This window comes from Variovorax sp. ISS6, assembly GCF_056523145.1.
The window spans coordinates 377,577-400,967 of sequence record NZ_JAWRZC010000002.1; the positions used below are offsets into that span (position 1 = coordinate 377,577).

The following is a 23,391-nucleotide window of genomic DNA, read 5'->3' on the forward strand; positions in this document are numbered from 1 at the left end:
CTGCTGGCGCGGATTCTGGCCAGCGAGGGCGGGAATGGCACGCCCGTAATTCGCATATCGACATGCGGGGAGGCGCAATGGCGCAGGTGGACGGCTTTGGGGGAACACGAGAAAGCGTAGGAGCTTGGGCATGGAACTCCGCTAACCTCCTTCGGCTCGACTTTTCTCGGAGGTACATCCGCACATGTCAGCCACCCCCACCCCACCGCCCTACTACCACGGCACCAAGGCCGACTTGAACCTCGGCGACCTGATCGAAGCCGGCTACAGCTCCAACTACGGCCAGCGCAGGAAGGCCGTGTATGTCTACCTGAGCGCCACGCTCGAGGCCGCGACCTGGGGTGCCGAGCTGGCCGTCGGCGAGGGCCGCGGTCGCATCTACGTGGTGGAGCCGACCGGGCCGATCGAGGACGACCCCAACCTGACCGACAAGAAATTCCCCGGCAACCCGACGAAGTCGTACCGCACGCGGCAGCCGCTGCGGATCGCGGGCGAGGTGAAGGACTGGCAGGGCCATGCGCCCGAGCAGCTGCAGGCCATGCGCGAGCGCCTCGAGGAACTCAGGCGCGCGGGCGTCGAGGCGATCGAGGACTGAACGCCCACACCTTGTCAGAACACCTTGCCCTCTTCGAGATGCGTGGTCGTGCCGTTGAGATGGTGGTCGCCGATCACGCGTGCCTTCTGCTGCAGCGGGTTGTGATTGAAGATGGTGCGCAGATTGCGCCAGTGACGGTCGAAGTTGTGGCGGCGCGAGGTGGCCGATGCGCCGCCGGCCTCGAACAGCCGCTCGGCCGCCTGCAGCGCGATGCGGCTCACCGCGAGCTGGGTCTTCGCGGTGGCGAGCGCGCCCTCCAGCACGAGCTGGCGTGTGCGCTCGTCCTCGTGCTCCTTCGCGGCATCGTGCCGCAGTGCCTGCGCCGAGCGATCGAGGCGCCGCGCGTTGTCCGCGACCAGCGCATCGACCGCGTGCGTGGCGGTCGCGAGGTCACCGACCACCCATTGCGTGAAGTGATCCTGCGCCGCGCTGTCGGCCGGGCTGTGCGCGGCCGGCCGCGCATGGTGGCGCACGTAGTCGAGCGCGTCGGCAAAGATGTTGCGCACGATGCCCGCGGCCACGGCCACCAGGTAGAGCTGGCGCAGTGACGATGCATGGCGGCGCTGCAGGGTCTTGGGGCTGCCGTACACGAGCTCGTCGGCATGCACCTCGAGGCCCTCGAACTCCAGGCTGCCGCTCGCGGTCAGGCGCTGGCCCATGCCGTCCCAGTCGTCCTTCACGTGCAGGCCTTCGCGCCGGGTGGGCACGACGATGGCGACGTCGCGGCCCTCGGGGTCTCGCACGGCGATGCTCGCGTAGTCCGAGAAGGCGGTGCCGGTGGCGTAGTACTTGCGGCCGTTGAGTACCAGGCGATCGCCGTCGCGCTCGAGCGCGGTGGTCACGGTGCCCGACTTGGGCGTGCCGAGCTCGGTGAAGGCGCCGCCGAACAGCGCGCCCTCGCGCACGCGCGCCAGCTGCAGTTCGCTGTTCGCATCCGGTGGCGCGGTGGTCCAGAGCTCGATCGCGTTGTAGTGGATGCGCAGCGCATGCGCGACATTGGAGTCGGCCGCGGCGAGCGTCGCGACCACCTCGATCAAGTCCTCGACCGAGCCGCCGGGACCGCCGCGCTCGGGCGGCACGCGCAGCGCGCCGAGGCCCGAGGCGCGGAACAGCGCGAAGGCCTCGAAGGGCAGCACGCGGTCGCGCTCGCGCTGCGAGGCGCCCTCCGCAATGGCCGCTGCCAGCGCGGGCAGGCGATCGAGCAGGGTCTGGAGTTCGGGCGCCAGCGCGGCGCGGTCGGGTGCGTTCATCGGTGAGGGTGCGGGCAGCGAGCGGTCGAGGATGAACGCAGTATGGGCGCGCGGCATGGCCGTTTCCCGCATAAGAAAACTCGCATTCCTGCAATGGCGAACGGGCTCGGATCGCGTGGAGCATGGCGCATTTCCAAACGCGAAAAGATGCTAAGCGCGCGCTTGGATTTCGCGGGGATATCCCAGACCATCGGCGGCCCAACCGCTAACCAGTCAGAGAATGAAATTCGATCGATGGGCGCTGCGCGTCGCCCTCGCCGCGGCCGTGGCCGCCGCGCCTGCGGGCGCCTTCGCACAGGGTACTGCCCCTTCCCCCCAACCCATCGACGGCGGCACGCTGACGCTCGCGGTGTCGCAGGAGCCGACCTCGCTGGTGTCCTTCCTCGACACCAAGACCGACAACCGCAACATCAGTGCGAAGATCACCGAGGGCCTGCTGCGCTACGACGCGCAGTTCCGCGCGCAGCCGCTGCTCGCCACGTCGTGGCAGGTCAGCGCCGATGGCCTGAAGTACACCTTCAAGCTGCGCCCCGGCGTGAAGTGGCACGACGGCCGCGACTTCGGCGCGGAGGACGTGCGCTATTCGATCCTCACGCAGAAGAAGCAGGGACCCCGCGGGCGCATCACGCTCGCGAACGTGGAACGCGTCGACGCGCCCCATCCGCTGACCGCGGTGATCGTGCTGTCGAAGCCCGCGCCCTTCCTGCTGAAGTCGCTATCTTCCGCCGAGCTGCCCATCGTGCCCTCGCACCGCTACGCCGACGGCGAGCCGCTGGGCAACCCCAACGTCACGGCACCCGTGGGCACCGGTCCCTTCGTGTTCGACCAGTGGGTGCGCGGCAGCCACCTGGTGCTCAAGAAGAATCCGAACTACTGGCGCAAGGGCTATCCGCACCTCGACCGCGTGATCGTGAAGTTCGTGCGCGATCCGGCCGCGATCTCCACCGCAGTCGAGACCGGCGAGGTCGACGCGGCGCTCGGCGTGGGGCTGGCCGACCTCGAACGGCTCGAGAAGAACCCGAAGCTCAAGGTCGACGCCACCTACGACGCCTTCCTCAACAACGCCTCGTTCCTCGAGTTCAACCTCGAGAACCCGGTGCTCGCGAACCCGAAGGTGCGGCATGCGATCGCGCAGGCGATCGACCGCAACTTCATCCGCGACACCATCTACTACAAGCGCGTGGAGGTGGTGAACTCGCCGATCCCGCGCGTGCTGGCCGACTACTACGACGACAGCACCTTCCGCTATCCCTTCGACGTGACCGCGGCCAACCGCCTGCTCGACGAGGCCGGCCAGCCGCGCGGCGCGGGCGGCACGCGCTTCTCGCTGCGCCTGAGCTACATCCCCGGCGCGGAATTCAAGCGCACCAGCGACTACCTGCGCGCGGCCTTCTCGCGCATCGGCGTCAAGGTCGAGATCGTCGACGGCGACCTGCCCACCTTCCTCAAGCGCGTCTACAGCACGCGCGACTTCGACATCAACCTCAACGGCCTGGGCCGGCTGTTCGACCCGACGGTGGGCGTGCAGCGCATCTACTGGGGCGACGGGGTGCGCAATCCGCTGATCTGGATCAACGCCTCGCACTACGACAACCCGCAGGTCGACGAGCTGTTCCGCCAGGCCGCGGTCGAGCTCGACGGCGCGAAGCGCGCCACCCAGTTCCGCCAGATCCAGCAGATCGTCGGCCGCGAGCTGCCGGTGGTGCCGCTGGTCACGGTGCATTCGGCGCTGCAGGTCTACAGCACCCGCGTGCACGAACTCAACAACAGCATCGACCTCACGGCCGGCGACTTCGCCGATGCCTGGATCGAACCCCGCAAGTAAGACAGGAAAGACAGAGACGGACGGAACGCCATGAGCCTCCAGGACATCACGAACGACCAACTCCATGCACTGAGCTTCGCGAGCGCCGGCGAACAGGCCCGCGCGCTGGCCGAGGGCCGCGTCAGCGCGGTGGCGCTGCTCGAGCACCTGCTCGCGCGCATCGACCGCTTCGACGGCGCGATCAACGCGGTGCCCGTGCGCGACGACGAGCGCGCGCGCGCCGCGGCACGCGAGGCCGACGCGGCGCTCGCGCGCGGCGAGCGCCGGCCGTTGCTGGGCGTACCGGTCACGGTGAAGGAATCCTTCGACGTGGCGGGCCTGGTCACGAGCAGCGGCAACCCGGCCTTCGCCGACAACGTGGCGCGTGAGGACTCGCTCGCGGTGGCCGCGCTGCGCGAGGCCGGCGCGGTGATCGTCGGCAAGAGCAACGTGCCGCTGGGCCTGGCCGACCTGCAGAGCTACAACGCGGTCTACGGCATCAGCAACAACCCCTGGGACCCAGCGCGCACGCCGGGCGGATCCTCGGGCGGCTCGGCAGCGGCGCTGGCCGCGGGCTACGTGGCGCTGGAGATCGGCACCGACATCGGCGGCTCGATCCGCATCCCTGCGCACTTCAACGGCGTGTATGGCCACAAGCCGACCGCGGGCCTGGTGGCACTGCGCGGCACCGGCGTGCCCTCGGGCCGCCATGCCGAGCGCGACCTGGTGGTGGCCGGGCCGCTCGCGCGCACGGCGTCCGATCTGGAGCTCGCGCTCGGCCTGCTGATCAACCGCGACCCGCTGCTGGCCAAGGGCTGGAAGGCGACCCTGCCGCCGGCGCGCCATGCGCGGCTGTCCGACTTCCGCGTGCTGGTGATCGACCAGTGGCCAGGCAGCGAGCGCAGCGTGCACGAGCGCCAGGTGAGCGAGCGCGTGGTCGACCGGCTTCGCACGCAGGGCGTGCAGGTGAGCCGGCCGGCCGACCTGCCGCCGGGTCTGCTGCCCGACCTGGTGCGCTCGCACCGCGTCTACCGCAGCCTGTTGGGCTCGTCGCTGGCCACGCCGCCGGCGCTCAGCGAGGCCGCGCAGCAGCGGCTCGAGGCACTCTCGCCCGAGGACGACAGCGCCGACGCAGCCTGGCTGCGCGCCTCCACGCTGCGCCACAGCCAGTGGCTGCAGGACCACGAGGCGCGCGTGGCGCTGCGCCACCAGTGGGAACGCTTCTTCGCGCAGTTCGACGTGGTGGTGACGCCAGTGGCGCCGCTGCCGGCCTTCCGCCATGACCACAGCGAGCCCAAGGATGCGCGCACCTATCCCGTGGCCTTCGAGGACGGCACGCGCGAGGTGCGCTTCCTCGACCTGTTCGCCTGGGCCGGGCTGCCGGTGCTGCCGGGCCTGCCGGCCACCAGCTTCCCGATCGGGCTCGACGACGAGGGCCTGCCGGTGAGCGCGCAGGCGGTCGGCGCCTACCTCGAGGACCGCACCACCATCGCCTTCGCACGGCTGCTCGAGGAGGCCTATGGCGGCTTCATCGCGCCGCCGGGCTACGAGGACAGCGTGGCCGCGCCCGCAACGCCTGCAGCCCCGACCGCGCCTGCCGCATGACGCCGACGCCTCCGATCAGCCGCCGGCATTTCCACCGGCGGCTCGCGGGGCTGCCGCTCGCGCTGGCCGCGGTGCCGGCCGCCGCGGCCAATGCCACGCCCGCCGATGTCGCGCCGCGCCACAAGCCCGGCAGCGTCGTCACCCTGCTCAGCGCGCTCGAGCCGCCCACGCTGGTGGGCCTGGTCAACTCCGCGGCCGGCACCTTCCTGGTGTCGCCCAAGGCGGTCGAGGGCCTGCTGAGCTACGACTTCGACCTGCGCCCGCGTCCGCAGCTGGCCGTGGCCTGGGAAGTGCAGCCCGATGGCCTGCAATACACCTTCAGGCTGCGCCGCTGCGTGAAGTGGCACGACGGCCGTCCCTTCACCTCGGCCGACGTGGCCTTCTCGATCCTCGCGCTCAAGCAGTCGCATCCGCGCGGGCGCGCCACCTTCGCGAGCGTGAGCGAGGTGCGCACGCCCGATGCCCACACGGCGGTGCTGGTGCTCAGCAAGCCCGCGCCCTTCCTGCTGACCGCGCTGGCCGCAGCCGAGTTGCCGATCGTGCCGCGCCATGTCTACGAGGGCCGCGACCTCGCGAGCCATCCGGCCAACAACGCACCGATCGGCACCGGACCGTTCGTGTTCAAGGAATGGCACCGCGGCAGCCACATCATCTACGAGCGCAATCCCGACTACTGGGATGCCGGCAAGCCCTACATCGACCGGCTGGTGGTGCGCTTCGTACCCGACCCCGCGGCGGCCGCGGCCGCGCTCGAGAGCGGCACGGTCGACCTGGCCGGCGCGACGCCGGTGCCGATCCCCGACCTCGACCGGCTCAAGGCGCTGCCGCACCTGAGCCTGGACACGCGCGGCAACGAGTACTTCAACAACTCGACCACGCGCATCGAGTTCAACCTCGACAACCCCTACTTCCGCCACGCCAAGGTGCGCCAGGCGGTGGCCCATGCGATCGACCGCGAGGTGATCCTCAAGACCGTGTGGTACGGCTACGGCCTGGCCGCGCCGGGCCCGATCTCGCCGGTGCTGCGCGCCTTCTACGAGCCCGCGGCCGGCGTGCCGGGTTTCGACCGCAAGCGCGCCGAGGCGCTGCTCGACGAGGCCGGCTTCGCGCGCGGCGCCGACGGCGTGCGCTTTCGCGTGAGCCACGACGTGTTCGACGGCGGCGGCAACCGCGTGGGCCAGTACATCCGCCAGGCGCTCGCGCGCGTGGGCATCGACGTGACGGTGCGCACGCAGGAGTTCGGCGCCTACATCAAGCGCGTCTACACCGACCGCGATTTCGACTTCAACAACCAGGGCATGAGCCAGATGTTCGATCCCGCGGTGGGCATCCAGCGCTTCTACTGGTCGAAGAACTTCCGCCCCGGCGTGCCGTTCTCCAATGGCGCGCACTACGACAACCCCGAGGTCGACCGGCTGCTCGAGGCCGCGGCGGTGGAGAACGACGCCGCCAGGCGACGCGCGCTCTATGCCGAGTTCCAGCGCGTGATCGCGCGCGAGCTGCCGACCATCGGCCTGGTGGCCGTGGCGCAGGTCACGGTGGCCAATCGCCGCATCGGCGGACACACGGTCGGCGCCGAAGGCCTGTCGGGCAACTTCGCCGATCTTCACCTCAAGGGATGAGCATGCAGGACTGGAACATGGAGCGCCGCGCCTGGCTGCAGGCCGGCGCGGGACTCGGACTCGCGGGCCTGGCCTCGCCGTTCGCGGCGGTGTCCGCGCTCGCGCAGGGCCGCGACGCGGGCACGCCGGTGCGCGGCGGCACGCTCACCGTGCTGATCGATCCCGAGCCGCCCACGCTCACCACCATCGCGCATTCGGCCGGCGCCTCGGTGCTGATCTCGGCCAAGACCACCGAGGGCCTGCTGAGCTACGGCTTCGATCTCTCGCCGCAGCCGCAGCTCGCGACCGCCTGGAGCGTGAGCGCCGACGGGCTGCAGTACAGCTTCACCCTGCGCCGCGGCGTGAAGTGGCACGACGGCCGGCCCTTCACCTCGGCCGACGTCGCGCATTCGATCGGCCTGCTCAAGCAATACCACCCGCGCGGGCGCGCCACCTTCTCGAGCGTGTCGGAGGTGCGCACGCCCGATGCGCACACCGCGATCCTGGTGCTGTCGAAGCCGGTGCCCTACCTGATCACCGCGCTCTCGGCGGCCGAGTCGCCGATCGTGCCGAAGCACCTCTACGAGAACGGCAAGGCCGACGCCAACCCGGCCAACAACGCGCCCGTGGGCACCGGCCCCTTCGTCTTCAAGGAATGGGTGCGCGGCAGCCACGTGAGCTACGAGCGCAACCCCGACTACTGGGACAACCCCAAGCCCTACGTCGACCGGCTGATCGTGCGCTTCATCCCCGACGCCGCCGCGCGCGCGGCCGCGATCGAGAAGGGCGAGGTGCACCTGAGCCCGGGCACGCCGGTGCCGCTGGGCGACGTGGAGCGGCTGCGCGCCAGGCCGAACCTGGTGTTCGAGCCGAACGGCTACCAGTACATCAACAACGTCTCGCGCGTGGAGTTCAACCTCGAGAACCCCGCGCTGCAGGACCTGCGCGTGCGGCAGGCGATCGCGCATGCCATCAACCGCCAGGTGGTGCAGAAGACCGTGTGGTACGGCCAGGGCCGGCTGATTCCGGGGCCGGTGCATCCGGCGCTCGCGAAGTTCTACGTGCCCGACCTGCCGGTGCTGCCGCACGACCCGAAGCAGGCCGAGGCCCTGCTCGACGCGGCGGGCCTGACGCGCGGCAAGGCCGGCCCCAACCTGCGGCTCAAGCTCGCGCTGACGCCCATTCCCAACGAGGGCGGCCAGCGCACCGCCGAGTACCTGAAGCAGAGCCTGGGGCGCATCGGCATCGAGGTCACGATCAACGCGACCGACTTCGCGACCTACGTGCGCCGCATCTATGCCGACCGCGCCTTCGACCTGCACGTGAGCGTGATGAGCAACACCTTCGACCCCACCGTGGGCATCCAGCGCCTGTACTGGTCGAAGAACTTCAAGAAGGGCCTGCCGTTCTCCAACGGCTCGGGCTACAACAATCCCGAGGTCGACCGGCTGCTCGAGGCAGCCGCCATCGAGACCGACGAGGCGCGCCGGCGCCAGGCCTTGGCCGAGTTCCAGCGCCACATCGTGCGCGACCTGCCCGACATCACGCTGCTCGCACTCGACAACTACACCATCGCCGACCGCCGCGTGCGCGGCCACACGGTCAGCGCCGACGGCATCGCCGGCAACCTGGCCGGTGCGTGGATCGGCACCTGATCGACAGTGAAAGGAACCCTCTCCATGACCACCGCCACCACCGACACCACCGACCGCCCCGACGTGCTCTGGTACACGCGCTGCCCCGTGCCCTCGCCACTGGGCATTGCCGCGCGCCAGGGCTGGCTGGCCCAGATCTTCGCCAAGGAAGGCATCGCGATCGAATCGATCATCGACTCGAAGGACCGCAGCATCCGCGAGAGCCACTTCGACCACCACCTGGCCTGGTCCTTCCGCCAGGGCGGCAACATCCCGCCGATCTGGGCCCGCGCCAACGGCCGCGCGACGCGGCTGGTGGCGATCACCTGGACCGACGAGTTCCAGGCCATCGTGACCCTGCCGGGACGCGGCATCGCGTCGATCGAGCAGCTCGCGGGCCGGCGCTTCGCGGTGCCGCGCCGGGTCAACGACCTGATCGACTTCCATCGCGCCACCGCGCTCAAGGGCGTGGTGTCGGCGCTGTCGCTGGCCGGCCTCACGACCGAGGACCTCACGCTGGTGCAGCTGCCGATCGAGGAATCGGTGATCCTCGCGCAGGGCGAGCCCAGCCTGTTCGGGCTGCGCCGGCGCCATCCCTATTTCCGTGAGGTCGAGGCGCTGGTGCGCGGCGAGGTCGACGCGATCTTCGTCAAGGGCGCCGAGGGCCTGGTGGTCGCGAACCTGATCGGCGCCCAGGTGGTGTCCGAGTTCGGCAGCCATCCCGATCCGAAGATCCGCATCAACAACGGCACGCCGCGCGTGTTGACGGTCGATGCGGCGCTGTCCGAGCGGCGGCCCGACCTGGTGCTGCGCCTGCTCGAGGTGGTCGAGCGCGCGGGCCGCTGGGCCGAGGACCATCCCGTCGAGACGGTGCGCTTCGTGGCGCGCGAGATCGCCACCAGCGAGGAAGCGGTACTGGCCTCGAACGGGCCCGAGGTGCACCGGCACCTGGGCATCGGTCTCGACGCGCCGCTGGTCGAGGCGATCGGGCATTTCAAGGACTTCCTGCTGCAGTGGGGCTTCCTGCCGGGCGACTTCGACCTCGGCGACTGGATCGACGCCGAGCCCTTGCGCGCGTTGCGTGCCGGCAAGGCGGCAGCGCCCGAAGCCGCCGTGCTCGCCGCCGCATGAGCGCCGCAAACTCCAACCCGACGCCGCGCATCCTCGTGACCGGTGCCACCGGCCGGCTCGGCCGCCTGCTGGTGCCGCGGCTGCGCGAGCGCGGCGCGGTGGTGCGTGCCTTCACGCGGCAGGTGGCGAATGCCGCCGCGCTGGCCGACCAGAGCCGGCACGAGCGCGCGCCCTTCGAGGTGGCGGTGGGCGACCTCGAGGACCGGGCCTCGCTGCGGCGCGCCTTCGAGGGCGTCTCGCACCTGTTCCTGCTGTCGCCGATCGTGCCCGAGCTGGCCGCGCAGCAGATCGCCGCCATCGAGGCCGCGGCCGAGGCCGGCGTGCGCCGCATCGTCAAGCTCTCGGGCTCGCACTGGACCATCGAGCCGCCGGGCCGTTCGCTGTCGGGCGACGCGCATGCGCGCATCGAGGCCGCGCTGGCCGCATCGGGCATCGCGCACCGCGTGCTGCGCCCCAATGCCTGGACGCAGGTGGTGCTGGCGCGGCTGGCGGCCGAACTGGCCGCGGGCGATGTGCTGCACGCGCCGCCGGGCCTGCCGCGCGTGGCCTACATCGACGCGCGCGACATCGCCGACGTGGCGGTCGAGGCGCTGTTGAACGATGCGGACGATGCGGGCGATGTGCCGCCCGGCCCCTGGGTGCTGACCGGCGCGCGCGCCGTCGACCATGGCGAGCTCGCGCGCATCGCCGCCGGCCTCAGCGGCCGGCCGGTGGTGGCCGAGCCGCTGTCGCCGCAGGCGCTGGCGGCGCGTCAGGCACAGGCGCCCTCGCCCTACATCGCGCAGGTGCATGCGCAGTTCGCCGCGCTGATCGGCGCCGACGAGGCAGCCACCGTCACCAACACGGTGGAGCGCGTGCTGGGCCGGCCGCCGCGGCGCATCGAGGACTTCGTGGCAGAGTCGCTCGCGGCCTGAACCGCATTTGCTTATGCGGAAGGCTTCGTAGTCGCGCGCGGCGGCGGCCGCTAAGGTGCCGCCGGTTTTCACCGTCCCCATCCCATGTCCTCACTCGCCGATCTCGCGGCGCCCGCCACCGGCGCGGCGCCCTCCTCTTCCTCTTCCCTCTCCTCCCCCGAACGCGTGCCCGCCATCGATGCAGCCACCCTGCAGCGCTGGCTGCAGGACGGCGACGAGTTGGCGCTGCTCGACATCCGCGAGCACGGCCAGTACGGCGAGGGCCATCCCTTCTTCGCGGTGCATGCGGCCTACAGCCGGCTCGAGCCCGAGGTGGCGCGGCTGGTGCCGCGCCGCGCGACCCGCACCGTGCTGTTCGACGACGGCATCGATGGTGACGCGCTGGCCCGGCGCGCGGCCGTGCGGCTGGCCGCGCTCGGCTGGTCCGGCGTCTCGGTGCTGGCCGGCGGCGCCCCGGCCTGGGAACGCGCGGGCCGCACGCTGTTCAAGGGCGTGAACCTGCCTTCGAAGACCTTCGGCGAGGTCGCGGAGCATGCCTTCGAGGTGCCGCACATCGACGCGCCCACGCTGGCGCGCTGGCAGCGCGAGGCCGAGCCCTTCGTGCTGCTCGACGGCCGCACGCCCGAGGAACACCGCAAGATGACGCTGCCCGGCGCCATTCCCGTGCCCAATGGCGAACTGGCGCTGCGTTGGCGCACCCAGGTGAGCGACGAGCGCACGCCGATAGTGGTGCACTGCGCGGGCCGCACCCGCAGCATCGTCGGCGCGCAGATCCTGCGCGACCTCGGCGTGCCCAACCCGGTGTTCGCGCTCGAGAACGGCACCCAGGGCTGGGCGCTGGCCGGCCTCGAGCTCGAACGCGGCAGCCGCCGCGCGCTGCCGGCCGCGCCCGATGCGGCGCTGCGCGAAGCCGCGCGCGCGAGTGCCGAGGCCGCCGCGCGGCGCTTCGGCGTACCGGTGCTGGCGCGTGCCGCGGCGCAGGCCTGGCTCGACGACGCCAGCCGCACCGCCTTCGTGTTCGACGTGCGCACGGCCGAGGAATTCGCGGCCGGCAGCCTGCCCGGCGCGCGCCATGCACCGGGCGGCCAGTTGCTGCAGGCCACCGACCTGCAGATCGGCGTGCGCCATGCGCGCGTGCTGGTGCTCGACGACGATGGCGTGCGCGCGCCGGTCATCGCGCTGTGGCTGCGCCGGCTGGGCCTCGAGGCCGCGCTGGTCGAAGGCGGCCTCGCGAGCGGGCTGCGCGTGCCCGAGGGCGCGCCGCCGGCGCTGGGCCCGGTGCCCGCTTCGGCTTTGGCTTTGGCCGGGCAGCTGGCCGCGCTGCCCGAGGGCACGGTGCTGCTCGACCTGCGCCCGTCGCCGGCCTATCGCCAGGCCCACGTGCGCGGCGCGCGCTGGTCGATCCGCCCGCGCCTGCTGGCCGATGCACGCACCGCCACCGGCGGCGACACGAGCCGCCCGCTGCTGCTGATCGCGCCCGACGCGCTGGTGGCACGGCTCGCCGCCGCCGACCTGCGCGATGCCGGCTGGCCCGCGCCCACCTGGACCACGCAAGAGGCGCTCGCGGCCGCGGGCCACGGCGTCGAGGCCACGCCCGCGTCGCCCGGCGATGCCGAGGCCATCGACTACCTGTTCTTCGTGCACGACCGGCACGACGGCAACCTCGACGCGGCGCGCCGCTACCTCGACTGGGAGCTTGGCCTGATCGCGCAATGCGCGAGCGACGAGCTGGCCGTGTTCCGGCCGCACGGCGAAGCGACCCGAGGCTTGCACGGAAAAGCGCATATCGATAGTTGAAGGCCTTCGTTGCGACGGCAGGCGCGGCCTCGGAAGATCGCCGCCTGCCCTGCTTCGCCCCATTCATTCGATGACTTCCCGTCCGCGTTCGCGTTTCTCCCCTTCTTCCTCCCGATTCGCCGCCGCGGCGCTCGCCACCTTGCTCGGCCTGGCCGGCGCGGCCCATGCCGACGCCACGCTCGACCGCATCAAGCAGCGCGGCAAGGTCGCGATCGGCGTGGTGGTCAACGGCGGGCCCTTCGGCTCGATCGACCCGGCCACCCAGCAGCTCGTGGGCTGGAACCCCGACCTCGCGCGCGACCTCGCCAAGCAGCTCGGCGCCGAGGTCGAGCTGGTGCAGGTGCAGCCGGCCAACCGGGTGCAGTTCCTGCAATCGGGCAAGGTCGACCTGCTGATCGCCTCGATGGAATACAACGCCGACCGCGGTGAGATCCTCGGCTATGCGCCGACGCCGTTCTACCGCGTGGGCGGCACGGCCGCCGTGCTCAAGACCAGCGGCATCGCCAAGTGGGAGGACCTGCGCGGCAAGACCGTGTGCGCCTCGCAGGGCAGCAGCTTCGTGAAGCCGCTGCAGGAACAGTACGGCGCCCAGGTGCGCGGCTTCAAGACCGCGCAGGAATCGCTGCTGGCGCTGCGCGGCGGCAACTGCGTGGCCGCCGTGCACGACGCCACGCTGATCCAGCCGCTGCTGCGCAGCAATCCCGAATGGGCCGCCTACGCGGCACCGATCCGCGACGAGATCCTGCCCGCGCCGTCGGTGGTCTGGGCTCGCAAGGGCGAGGCCGACACCATCGCCGCCGTCGACAAGGTGGTGAAGCAGTGGCACCGCAGCGGCTGGCTGATCGAGGCCGAGAAGCGCAACGGCATCGAGCCGCCGCAGCCGCTGCTGCCCGAGCTGCAGGCCAAGCTGCGCGCCGCGCCCTGAATACACGGCCCGGCCGCACCGCATCTTTTCGTTCGCGGTGAGCGGCGCCCCTGAACCGGCGCCGCGCCCTGCCCTTTCCGTTCGCGCCATGAAGCCACGCCACTCCACCGACACGCCATCGTCGGCGCGCCAGCCATGAACGACGCCGGACTTCTCGCGCAGGCCGTGGCCGCGCTCAAGACCCTGGGCCTCAACTACGCCTTCGTGCTCGACGCGGGCGAGCGCCAGGCCTTCCTGCGCGGCCTGCTCGTCACCTTCGAGCTCTGCGTGCTCACCGTGCCCTGCAGCCTCGCGGCCGGCGTGGCCATCGCGGCCGCGCTGACCTCGCCGCGGCGCTGGGTCGCGCTGCCGGCGCGCGCCTTCGTGGAGCTCACGCGCAACACGCCGACGCTGGTGCAGCTCTATTGCGCCTTCCTCGTGCTCAACATGCTGATCACGCGGCAGCTCCAGGGCCTGGGCGGCAATCCGCTGACGCCCTTCGTCTGGGTGGTGATCGTGGTGGCGCTGCACAAGGGCGTGTTCCATGCCGAGGCGCTGCGCGCGGGCATCGAGGCGGTGCCGCGCGTCACGCTCGAGGCCGCGCGCTCGCTGGGCTTCTCGCAGCGCCAGCTGCTGTGGCGCGTCGAGCTGCCGCTGGCGCTGCGCTTCGCGCTGCCCTCGCTGGTCAACAACCTGGTCGACCTGGTCAAGATGACCGCGGTGGCCTCGGCCATCGCCGTGGGCGACGTGACCTACGAGTCGATCATGATCTGGACGCAGCGCGACAACGTGCTCGAGTTGCTGCTGCTGATCCTGCTGTACTTCGGCCTGCTGACCTGGCTCGTGAGCCTGGCCGGGCGCTGGCTCGAGGCGCGCTGGCGGATGCCCGGCTATGGCCAGTGAGATCGCCGCGGCACCGGCCGCTCCCTCGCTCGGCGCCGAGGCCGGCACCAGCCTCGTCGCACACCTCGATCCGCGCCGCCATCCCTGGCTCGCCGCGCTGGCCGCCGTGCTGCTGCTGGTCGCGGCCTGGACCGCCACCGGCACCACGCCCGTCGCGCTGCGCCACCTGTGGCAATGGTCGCCCACGCTGCTGCTGGGCTTGCTCACCAACGTCCAGATCAGCGTGCTCGCGATGGCGATCGGCACCGCCGTGGGCCTGCTGGTGGGCGCGCTGTCGTTCTCGCCGTTCGCGCCGGTGCGCGGGGCCACGCGCTGGTACGTGCAGTTCTTCCGCAACGCGCCGGTGCTGGTGCTGATCTATTTCACCACCTACGTGTTTCCGTTCGAGCTGCGGCTGGTGGCCTGGACCGTGCCCTTCCCCGACTGGCTCAAGGTGGTGCTGGGCCTCGCGCTGCCCACCAGCGCGGTGGTGGCCGAGATCTTCCGCGGCGCGATCCAGTCGATCCCGAGCGCGCAATGGGAGGCCGCGCAGTCGCTGGCCTTCCGGCGCGGCGAGATCTTCCGGCTGATCGTGCTGCCGCAGTGCCTGCGCCGCATGCTGCCGCCGTGGATGAACCTCTACGCGAGCATCACGATGAGCACGGCGCTGTCCTCGCTGGTCGGCGCGCACGACGTGGTCGACGCGGCCCAGGTCGCGAGCAACACGGTGGCGCGCACCGACTTCACGGTGCTGGTCTATTTCACGCTGCTCGCCGTGTTCTTCGCCTACTGCTACCCGATCGCCCGCGCCACGCGCGCGCTGGAACGCCGCCATGCCCGCCACTGAGACCGTCACCCCCCTCTCCAACACGCCCCTGGTCGCCCTGCGCGACGTGGAGCTCGCCTTCGGCGCCAACGCGGTGCTGCGCGGCATCTCGCTCGAGGTGCAGCGCGGCCAGGCGGTGTCGATCATCGGGCCCTCGGGCTCGGGCAAGTCGACCATCCTGCGCTGCATCACCGGTCTGCTGCGACCGCAGCGCGGCGAGATCCGCGTCGGCGACACGCGCGTGGACGCGCTGCGCGCCGAGGCCGAGTTCATCGCGCTGCGCAAGCGCGTGGGCTTCGTGTTCCAGCAGTACAACCTGTTCCCGCACCTCACGGTGCTCGAGAACCTCGTGATCGCTCCCACGCGCGTGGCCGGCCGCGAGCGCGCCGCCGCCGAGCGCGAGGCGCGCGAGCTGCTCGACAAGGTGCGGCTCTCGCACAAGGCCGCGGCCTATCCGGGCGAGCTCTCGGGCGGGCAGCAGCAGCGCGTGGCGATCGCGCGCGCGCTCGCGATGCGGCCCGAGCTGATGCTGTTCGACGAGGTGACCTCGGCGCTCGACCCCGAGACCGTGGGCGAGGTGCTGACCGTGATCCGCGACCTGGTGCGCGAGGGCCTGACCTGCGTGCTGGTGACGCACGAGATGCGCTTCGCCGAGGAGATCAGCGACACCGTGTATTTCACCGAGGCCGGCGTGATCGTCGAACACGGCCCGCCCGCGCGCATCTTCCGCGCGCCCGCCAGCGACCGCACACGCGCGTTCCTGCATCGCGCGCTCGGCGACGGCGCGCGCGACCCGTCGGACGACAGCGTGCCCGCGCGCCGCCCCGCGCCCTTCCCCGAAACGCCGCCCTTCGACCGGCTGCGCTTCGCCCTCTGACCCACCGAGGCTCCCCATGACCACTTCCCAGAACGACACGACCGCCATCGCGGCACAGCGCCGCATCGCCGTCGACCAGGCCCTGGCCGACATCCGCGCCATCGCCGCCGCCCAGCCACTCGACCGCGCGGTGCTCGCGCGCATCACGGCGCGGCTCGAGAAGCTCGCGGCCAACGCCGCCCTGTTCACGCGCGAGGACTTCCCGCCACCGGCCGCGAGCGAGGGCGTGGGCGCCTCCACGCGCTACCGGCTCAACCCCGGGGACGGCGACGACGACGTGGCGCTCTACCTGAACTCGATCAATCCCGGCAAGACCTCGATCCCGCACAACCACACGACCTGGGCCACCATCGTGGCGGTCGAGGGCCAGGAGGAGAACCGCGTCTACCGGCGCACCGACGACGGCAGCGATCCCGCGCAGGCGCGGCTCGAACTCGAACGCGAGGTGACGGTGCAGCCCGGCATCTCGATCGCCTTCCTGCCCGAGGACCTGCACAGCATCCACGTGATCGGCGATCGACCCACGCTGCATTTCCATCTCTACGGCCAGCCGCTCGAGACGCTGTCGCGCCGCATCGGCGTGAACCTCGAGACGGGCGCGATCGTCAACTACAACACGACGCAGCTGCAGCCGAGCAAGGCGGTCGCATGAGCGTTGTCAACGGCTTGAACGACGCGACCCGGCTGCTGCACGCGGGCGCGCCGCAGCTGCGCGCCGGCTCGGGCCCGGTCAACGTGCCCGTGGTGCGCACGAGCACCGTGCGCTTCGAGAACACCGCGGCGCATGCCGACCATCACCACCGTCGCGCGGCGGGCGAGCGCGTGGCCTCCTACGGTCGTCATGGCCTCGACACGCACCGCGCGCTCGAGGACGCGGTGACCGCGCTCGAGGGCGGGCACCGCGCCTTCCTCACGCCTTCGGGCCTGTCGGCGATCACGCTGGTGCTGCTCGCGCTGCTGTCGCCCGGCGACCATGCGCTGGTGGCCGACGGCGTGTATGCGCCGCTGCGGCGCGTCGACAGCACCCTGCTCAAGCGGCTCAACATCACGGTCGAATACTTCTCGCCCGCGCACGACGACCTCGCGAGCCTGCTGCGGCCGAGCACGCGGCTGCTGTACCTCGAGTCGCCGACCTCGCTGCTCTACGAGGTGCTCGACCTGCCCGCGCTCAGCAAGATCGCGCGCGATCGCGGCGTGACCGTGGCCACCGACAACACCTGGAGCGGCGGCTGGTTCTACAAGCCGCTCGCGCTCGGCGCCAACATCTCGATCCAGGCCGCCACCAAGTACATCTCGGGCCATTCCGACCTGATGCAGGGCATCGTGGTGGTCGACAGCCCCGCGCTGGCCGCGAAGCTGCTGAGCGCGCACGAGGCGCTGGGCCTGACCATCGGCGCCGACGACGCCTACCTGGCGTTGCGCGGCCTGCGCACGCTGCCGGTGCGGCTGGCGCAGCACCAACGCAATGCCACCGAGGTCGCGCGCTTCCTGCAGCAACAGGCGCAGGTCGGCCGCGTATATTACCCGGCGCTGCCGGAGGACCCGGGCCATGCGCTGTGGCGGCGCGACTTCAGCGGCGCGAGCGGCCTGGTGTCCTTCGCGTTCCGCGATGCCACCGCCGCCGAAGCCGATGCCTTCGTCGACGCGCTCACGCTGTTCGGCATCGGCGCCTCGTGGGGCGGCTACGAGAGCCTGGCGCTCGCGGCCCAGCCCGAGCGGCTGCGCGAGCACCGCCAATGGCGGGGCAACGCGCCGGTGGTGCGGCTGCATGTCGGCCTCGAGGACCCGGGCGACCTGGTGGCCGATCTGGCGCGGGCCTTCGCGAAGGCGACGCCGAGCGCAACCGCTCCCGCACCCGCGCCGGCCCCCGCCGCGGCGCCGTTCCGTGAATTGAGCGCAGGCGCGCACCTGCTCTGAGTCTTTCCTTCCTCTCCCGTTCTTCCCGCTTCTCCCGTACCGCCGCCATGTCCTCGCACTCCTCCTCCCCCACCGTCCCCGTCATCGACCCCCGCGTGCGCGTGGCGGTCGACGTCGGCGGCACCTTCACCGACATCGTGCTGCTGCGCGGCGAGCGCAAGCACACCGTGAAGGTGCTCACCACGCCGGCCGCGCCCGAGCAGGCCGTGTTCGACGGCGTGGCGGAAGTGCTGCAGCAGGCCGGCGCGGCCTGGGCCGACGTCGACCTGCTGATCCTCGGCACCACGCTGGCCACCAATGCGCTGATCGAGCGCAAGGGCGCACCCACGGCGTTGCTGACCACGCACGGCTTCCGCGACCTGGTCGAGATCGGGCTGGAGGACCGCTTCGCGCAGTACGACGTGTTCCTCGACAAGCCGGCGCCGCTGGTGCCGCGCCACTGGCGCCATGGCGTGGTCGAGCGCACCGACGCGGCCGGCCGCGTGGTCACGCCGCTCGACGAGGCCCAGGTGGCCGTGCTCGCGCGCCAGCTCGTGGCCGACGGCATCGAGAGCGTGGCCGTGTGCTTCCTGCACGGCTATGCGAACCCGGTGCACGAGCGCCGCGTGCGCGAGCTGCTGCGCGAGCATGCGCCGCAGCTTTGGGTGTCGCTGGCCTCCGACGTCTGCCCCGAGATCCGCGAGTACGAGCGGCTCTCGACCGTCAGCGCGAATGCCTACGTGCAGCCGCAGGTGGCCGGCTACCTGCGCCGGCTGCAGGACGGCGCGCGCGAACGCGGCCTGAAGGCCGAGCCCTTCCTCATGACCTCGGGCGGCGCCATCACCACGCTGCAGGCCGGCATCGACGAGCCGGTGCGGCTGGTCGAATCGGGCCCCGCGGGCGGCGCGGTGCTGGCGCGCCAGGTGGCCGAGCAGATCGGTGCCACGCGCGCGCTCTCGTTCGACATGGGCGGCACCACGGCCAAGATCTGCTTCATCGACGACTACCAGCCGCAGCTGAGCCGCAGCTTCGAGTTCGGCCGCGTGCACCGCCACCTCAAGGGCTCGGGCCTGCCGATCCGCATCCCGGTGATCGAGATGGTGGAGATCGGCGCCGGTGGCGGCTCGATCGCGCGCGTCAACCACCTGGGCGTGGTGCAGGTCGGCCCCGACAGCGCGGGCTCCTCGCCCGGCCCGGCCGCCTACGGCCTGGGCGGCGAGCAGCCGACCGTGACCGACGCGCATGCCGCGCTCGGCGCGATCGACCCGGCGCGCTTCGCCGTCGGCAAGGTGCGGCTCGATCCCCAACGCGCGCGCGCCGCGCTGCTGCAGGGCGTGGCCGCGCAGACCGGGCTCGAGGTCGAGGCGGCCGCGCAGGCGGTGGTCGAGATCGTGACCGAGAACATGGCCAACGCGGCGCGCGTGCATGCCTCGGAACTCGGCAAGGTGGCCGAGGAGAGCACGCTGATCGCCTTCGGCGGCGCGGCGCCGCTGCATGCGGCGCTGCTGGCGCGCAAGCTCGGCATCGCGCGGCTGGTGATCCCGAACTCGGCTGGCGTGGGCTCGGCGCTGGGCTTCCTCTGGGCGCCGGTGGCCTATCAGACGGTGCGCAGCCTGCACCAGCGGCTCGACCGCATCGACCATGCGGCCGTGGGCCGCCTGCTCGATGAACTCACCGCCAGCGCCGACGACGTGGTGCTGCGCGCCGCGCCCGGCGCGCCGCTGGTGCGCCAGCGCGTGGTGTTCATGCGCTATGCGGGCCAGGGCCACGAGATCCCGGTCGAGCTGCCCGAGGGCGCGTTCGACGCGACCGCCAGCGCCGCGCTGCACCAGCGCTTCGAGGCGCGCTATGCGGCGCTCTACGGCCGCAGCCTGCCGCACATCGCGGCCGAGGCCGTGAGCTGGTCGGTCGCGGTGGAAGCCGGCGGCCGCGCCGCGCCCGAGGCCGACGGGCTCGTGGCCGACGAAGGCCGCGCCACGGCCTCGGCCACGCGCGAGCTCTACGACGCAGAAACCGGCCGCTGGCAGGCGGTGCCGGTGTACGAGCGCGCCGCGCTGCGGCCCGGCCTGTGGATCGAAGGCCCGGCGCTGGTCGTCGAGGACGAGACCACCACGCAGCTGATCGCGGGCTTCCAGGCGCGCGTGAGCCGTCTCGGCGCGCTGGTGCTCGACGACACCACGGCCGTGCGGCACGAGGAGGAAGAGCACGCGGCGGCGGTGGCGGCATGAGTGCTGCCAGCACCGCCAATGCTGCCAATGGGCGCCAGGCGCTGCGCCAGCAGCTCGTGTGGAGCCGCCTGCTCGCCGTGGTCGAGGAACAGGCGCAGGCGCTGATCCGCACCGCCTTCGGCACGCCGACGCGCGAGGCCGGCGACCTGTCGGCCGGTGTGTTCCTGCCCGACGGCCGCATGGTGGCGCAGGCCGTGACCGGCACGCCGGGCCACGTCAACTCGATGGCCGACTCGGTGCTGCATTTCCTGCGCGCCTTTCCGGCCCCCACCATGCGCGACGGCGACGTGTTCGTCACCAACGATCCATGGAAGGGCACGGGCCACCTGTTCGACGTGGTGATGGTCACGCCGGTATTCCACGGCGGCCGGCTGGTGGCGCTGTTCGCCTCGACCGTGCATGTGGTCGACATCGGCGGCGTGAACGCCGGCCCCGATGCGCTCGAGATCTACCACGAGGGCCTGTTCCTGCCGCCGCTGCGCTTCGCGCGCGACGGCGCGCTCGACGAGTCGGTGCTGGCCATCGTGCGCGCCAACGTGCGCGAGCCCGAGCAGGTCGAGGGCGACCTGCATGCGCTGGTGGCCTGCAACGCGGTGGGCGCGACCCGGCTGCAGCGGCTGCTGCGCGAGTTCGGCCTGGACGACCTGCAGGCGCAGGGCGACTACGTGATCGAGCGCTCGGCCCAGGCCATGCGCGCCGCGCTGGCCGACTGGCCGCGCGGCACCTGGCGCAATCACATGACCGTGGACGGCTACGACACGCCGGTCGAGCTGCATGCGGCGGTCACGATCTCCGACGACGGCATCCTGGTCGACTTCGCGGGCACCTCGGGCACGGTGGCGCGCGGCATCAACGTGCCCAAGGCCTACACCGATGCCTACACCTCCTTCGGCATCCGCTGCCTGATCGGCGCGGACGTGCCCAACAACTCGGGCTCGCTGGCGCCGATCCGCGTGGTCGCGCCCGAGGGCTCGATCGTCCATGCGCTGCCGCCGGCCGCCGTTGCCACGCGCGCGGCCATCGGCCAGATGCTGCCCGACCTGGTGTTCGGCGCGTTGCGCCAGGCCCGGCCCGACCGGGTGCCGGCCGAGGGTGCCTCGTCGCTGTGGAACATCCGCCTGTACGGCGGGCAGCCGATCGAGGGCGGGCCCAACGACGCGCTGCGGCGCGCGCGCCGCTTCAACATCGTGAGCTTCAGCACCGGCGGCACCGGCGCGCGGCCCGGCAAGGACGGGCTCTCGGCCACCGCCTACCCGAGCGGCGTGCGCAACGTCTCGCTCGAGATCCTCGAGACCCAGGCGCCGCTGCTGTTCCGGCGCAAGGAGTACCGGCCCGATTCGGGCGGCGCGGGCAGCTCGCGCGGCGGGCTGGGCCAGGTGATCGAGGTCGAGAACGCCGATGGCGACCCGATGGTGCTGTCGGCCACCTGGGACCGCGTGCGCTTTCCGGCGCGCGGCGCGCTCGGCGGTGGCGACGGCGCGCCGGGCACCGCCCGGCTCAAGCATGCGGGCACGACCCTGCGCGGCAAGGGGCGCCAGCTCGTGCCGGCCGGCGAGGTGCTGGTGGTCGAGACGCCCGGCGGTGCCGGCCTCGGCGATCCCTCGGATCGCGATCCGGCGCTGATCGCGCGTGACCTCAAGGCCGGGCTGGTCAGCCACGCGGCCGCCGCTTCCATTCCCTTTTCTTCCTTCGCACCCGAACTTTCGGACCACCACGCATGAGTTCCACACCCAAGCCCGCGGCCCCCGCCGGCCGCCAACTGATCCGCCACCAGCTCGCCTGGAACCGCCTGCTCTCGGTGGTCGAGGAGCAGGCCCAGACGCTGATCCGCACCGCCTTCGGCACTTCCACGCGCGAGGCCGGCGACCTGTCGGCCGGCGTGTTCCTGCCGGACGGCCGGATGATCGCGCAGGCCGTGACCGGCACGCCGGGCCACGTCAACTCGATGGCCGAGTCGGTCAAGCACTTCCTGCGCCGCTTTCCGATCGAGACCATGGAAGACGGCGACGTGTTCCTCACCAATGACCCGTGGAAGGGCACCGGCCACCTGTTCGACATGACCATGGTCACGCCGGTGTTCCATGGCGATAGCGAGGCGCGGCGCGCGGTCGCGCTGTTCGCCTCCACGCTGCACGTGGTCGACATCGGCGGCATCGGCTCGAGTCCCGACGGGCTGGAGATCTACCACGAGGGCCTGTTCCTGCCGATCCTGCGCTTCGTGCGCCGCGGCACGGTCGACCCGGCGGTGCACGCCATCATCCGCGCCAACGTGCGCGATCCCGAGCAGGTCGAGGGCGACCTGTTCGCGCTGGTGGCCTGCAACGAGGTCGGCGGCCGGCGGCTGCGCACCCTGCTGCGCGAGTTCGGCCTGGCCGACCTCGAGGCGCTCGGCGACTTCGTCATCGCGCGCTCGGCGCAGGCCATGCGCGAGGCGCTGGCCGAATGGCCGCGCGGCACCTGGCACCACACGCTGGTGGCCGACGGCTACGACGCGCCGATCACGCTGCAGGTGGCCGTGACGATCGGCGACGACGGCATCGACGTGGACTTCGCCGGCACCTCGGGCACGGTGGCGCGCGGCATCAACGTGCCCAAGGCCTACACCGATGCCTACACCTCCTTCGGCATCCGCTGCCTGGTGGGCGCCGACGTGCCCAACAACGCGGGCTCGCTGGCGCCGATCCGCGTCGCCGCGCCCGAGGGCTGCATCCTGCATGCGCTGCATCCCGCGGCCGTGACCGCGCGCCACGTCATCGGCCAGCTGCTGCCCGACGCCGTGTTCGGCGCGCTGCGCCAGGCCCGGCCCGACCGCGTGCCGGCCGAGGGTTCGTCGTCGCTGTGGAACCTGCAGCTCGTGGGCGGCGAGGTGCTGGCCGGCACCGCGCCGGCCGATGCCGAGGCGGTGCGCCGCGGCCCGCGCTTCAACGTGATCAGCTTCAGCACCGGCGGCACCGGCGCACGGCCCGGCAAGGACGGCCTCTCGGTCACCGCCTACCCGAGCGGCGTGCGCAACGTCTCGCTCGAGATCCTCGAGACCCAGGCACCGCTGCTGTTCGAGCGCAAGGAGTTCCGCGTCGACTCGGGCGGTGCCGGCACCGTGCGTGGCGGCCTGGGCCAGGTGATCGAGGTGCGCCATGCGCAGCCCGACGCGGCCTTCCTGATCGCCGCCGCCTTCGACCGCGTCGACCATCCGGCGCGCGGCGCGCTCGGCGGCGGCGACGGCGCGCCGGGCCGGCTGCGGCTGGCCTCGGGCCGCGCGCTGCGCGCCAAGGGGCGCCAGCTCATTCCGGCCGGCGACAAGCTGGTGGTCGAGACGCCCGGCGGCGGTGGCCTCGGCGATGCCGCCCGGCGCGCCGAAGCCGCCATCGCGCGCGACCTGCGCGAAGGGCTGGTGACGGCCGCGCCGGTTCCCGCGACCGATGCCGCCGTTGCCTGATTTCTTTCCTC

At 72.0% G+C, this 23,391-nt stretch carries 18 protein-coding genes; 17 read left to right on the plus strand and 1 reads right to left on the minus strand.

Annotated features, from left to right (window positions below):
• The first annotated feature begins 184 nt into the window (after positions 1–184).
• Entirely contained in the window at positions 185–595 is a 411-nt protein-coding gene (arr, locus tag AC1HIL_RS33410) for an NAD(+)--rifampin ADP-ribosyltransferase (protein ID WP_422099259.1), read from the plus strand.
• 14 nt (positions 596–609) lie between these two features.
• Here arr and AC1HIL_RS33415 read toward each other — a convergent pair whose 3' ends face one another.
• Positions 610–1,845, minus strand: coding sequence for an acyl-CoA dehydrogenase family protein (locus AC1HIL_RS33415; RefSeq protein ID WP_422099260.1), 1,236 nt, complete (start codon positions 1,843–1,845; stop codon positions 610–612).
• A 220-nt stretch (positions 1,846–2,065) separates the two neighbouring features.
• Here AC1HIL_RS33415 and AC1HIL_RS33420 point away from each other — a divergent pair, with 220 nt between their 5' ends.
• The 16 genes from AC1HIL_RS33420 (at position 2,066) to AC1HIL_RS33495 (ending at position 23,380) form a co-directional block, all read left to right on the plus strand.
• Positions 2,066–3,670 (plus strand): ABC transporter substrate-binding protein, encoded by a 1,605-nt coding sequence (locus AC1HIL_RS33420; protein WP_479669051.1) that lies wholly within the window; start codon positions 2,066–2,068, stop codon positions 3,668–3,670.
• A 30-nt stretch (positions 3,671–3,700) separates the two neighbouring features.
• The gene (locus tag AC1HIL_RS33425) at positions 3,701–5,254 is read left to right on the plus strand and encodes an amidase (RefSeq protein ID WP_422099262.1); all 1,554 of its coding nucleotides are present in this window, start codon (positions 3,701–3,703) and stop codon (positions 5,252–5,254) included.
• Positions 5,251–6,876, plus strand: a complete 1,626-nt coding sequence (locus AC1HIL_RS33430; RefSeq protein WP_422099263.1) for an ABC transporter substrate-binding protein — start codon at positions 5,251–5,253, stop codon at positions 6,874–6,876. The genes AC1HIL_RS33425 and AC1HIL_RS33430 overlap by 4 nt, the downstream gene beginning before the upstream one ends.
• A gap of 2 nt (positions 6,877–6,878) precedes the next feature.
• On the plus strand, positions 6,879–8,510 hold the full coding sequence (locus AC1HIL_RS33435; RefSeq protein WP_479669050.1) for an ABC transporter substrate-binding protein: 1,632 nt from the start codon (positions 6,879–6,881) through the stop codon (positions 8,508–8,510).
• Between the two features lie 24 nt (positions 8,511–8,534).
• The gene (locus AC1HIL_RS33440; RefSeq protein WP_479669049.1) at positions 8,535–9,620 is read left to right on the plus strand and encodes an ABC transporter substrate-binding protein; all 1,086 of its coding nucleotides are present in this window, start codon (positions 8,535–8,537) and stop codon (positions 9,618–9,620) included.
• Complete coding sequence (locus AC1HIL_RS33445; protein WP_422099265.1) at positions 9,617–10,534, plus strand: SDR family NAD(P)-dependent oxidoreductase; 918 nt, start codon at positions 9,617–9,619, stop codon at positions 10,532–10,534. The genes AC1HIL_RS33440 and AC1HIL_RS33445 overlap by 4 nt, the downstream gene beginning before the upstream one ends.
• 84 nt (positions 10,535–10,618) lie before the next feature.
• On the plus strand, positions 10,619–12,331 hold the full coding sequence (locus AC1HIL_RS33450) for a rhodanese-like domain-containing protein (protein WP_422099266.1): 1,713 nt from the start codon (positions 10,619–10,621) through the stop codon (positions 12,329–12,331).
• A 70-nt stretch (positions 12,332–12,401) separates the two neighbouring features.
• Complete coding sequence (locus AC1HIL_RS33455) at positions 12,402–13,256, plus strand: transporter substrate-binding domain-containing protein (protein ID WP_422099267.1); 855 nt, start codon at positions 12,402–12,404, stop codon at positions 13,254–13,256.
• Between the two features lie 135 nt (positions 13,257–13,391).
• The gene (locus AC1HIL_RS33460) at positions 13,392–14,138 is read left to right on the plus strand and encodes an amino acid ABC transporter permease (protein ID WP_422099268.1); all 747 of its coding nucleotides are present in this window, start codon (positions 13,392–13,394) and stop codon (positions 14,136–14,138) included.
• Positions 14,128–14,964: an amino acid ABC transporter permease gene (locus tag AC1HIL_RS33465; protein ID WP_422099269.1), complete on the plus strand. Its 837-nt coding sequence runs from the start codon at positions 14,128–14,130 to the stop codon at positions 14,962–14,964. The genes AC1HIL_RS33460 and AC1HIL_RS33465 overlap by 11 nt, the downstream gene beginning before the upstream one ends.
• Positions 14,951–15,820, plus strand: a complete 870-nt coding sequence (locus AC1HIL_RS33470; RefSeq protein ID WP_479669048.1) for an amino acid ABC transporter ATP-binding protein — start codon at positions 14,951–14,953, stop codon at positions 15,818–15,820. The genes AC1HIL_RS33465 and AC1HIL_RS33470 overlap by 14 nt, the downstream gene beginning before the upstream one ends.
• 16 nt (positions 15,821–15,836) lie before the next feature.
• Positions 15,837–16,472, plus strand: coding sequence for a cysteine dioxygenase family protein (locus tag AC1HIL_RS33475; protein ID WP_422099271.1), 636 nt, complete (start codon positions 15,837–15,839; stop codon positions 16,470–16,472).
• Complete coding sequence (gene metC, locus AC1HIL_RS33480; RefSeq protein ID WP_422099272.1) at positions 16,469–17,737, plus strand: cystathionine beta-lyase; 1,269 nt, start codon at positions 16,469–16,471, stop codon at positions 17,735–17,737. Before AC1HIL_RS33475 ends, metC begins: the two co-directional genes overlap by 4 nt.
• Positions 17,738–17,784: 47 nt before the next feature.
• Positions 17,785–19,944, plus strand: a complete 2,160-nt coding sequence (locus tag AC1HIL_RS33485; RefSeq protein ID WP_422099273.1) for a hydantoinase/oxoprolinase family protein — start codon at positions 17,785–17,787, stop codon at positions 19,942–19,944.
• Positions 19,941–21,665 (plus strand): hydantoinase B/oxoprolinase family protein, encoded by a 1,725-nt coding sequence (locus AC1HIL_RS33490; RefSeq protein ID WP_422099274.1) that lies wholly within the window; start codon positions 19,941–19,943, stop codon positions 21,663–21,665. Before AC1HIL_RS33485 ends, AC1HIL_RS33490 begins: the two co-directional genes overlap by 4 nt.
• Complete coding sequence (locus tag AC1HIL_RS33495) at positions 21,662–23,380, plus strand: hydantoinase B/oxoprolinase family protein (RefSeq protein ID WP_479669047.1); 1,719 nt, start codon at positions 21,662–21,664, stop codon at positions 23,378–23,380. The genes AC1HIL_RS33490 and AC1HIL_RS33495 overlap by 4 nt, the downstream gene beginning before the upstream one ends.
• The last annotated feature ends 11 nt before the right edge of the window (positions 23,381–23,391 follow it).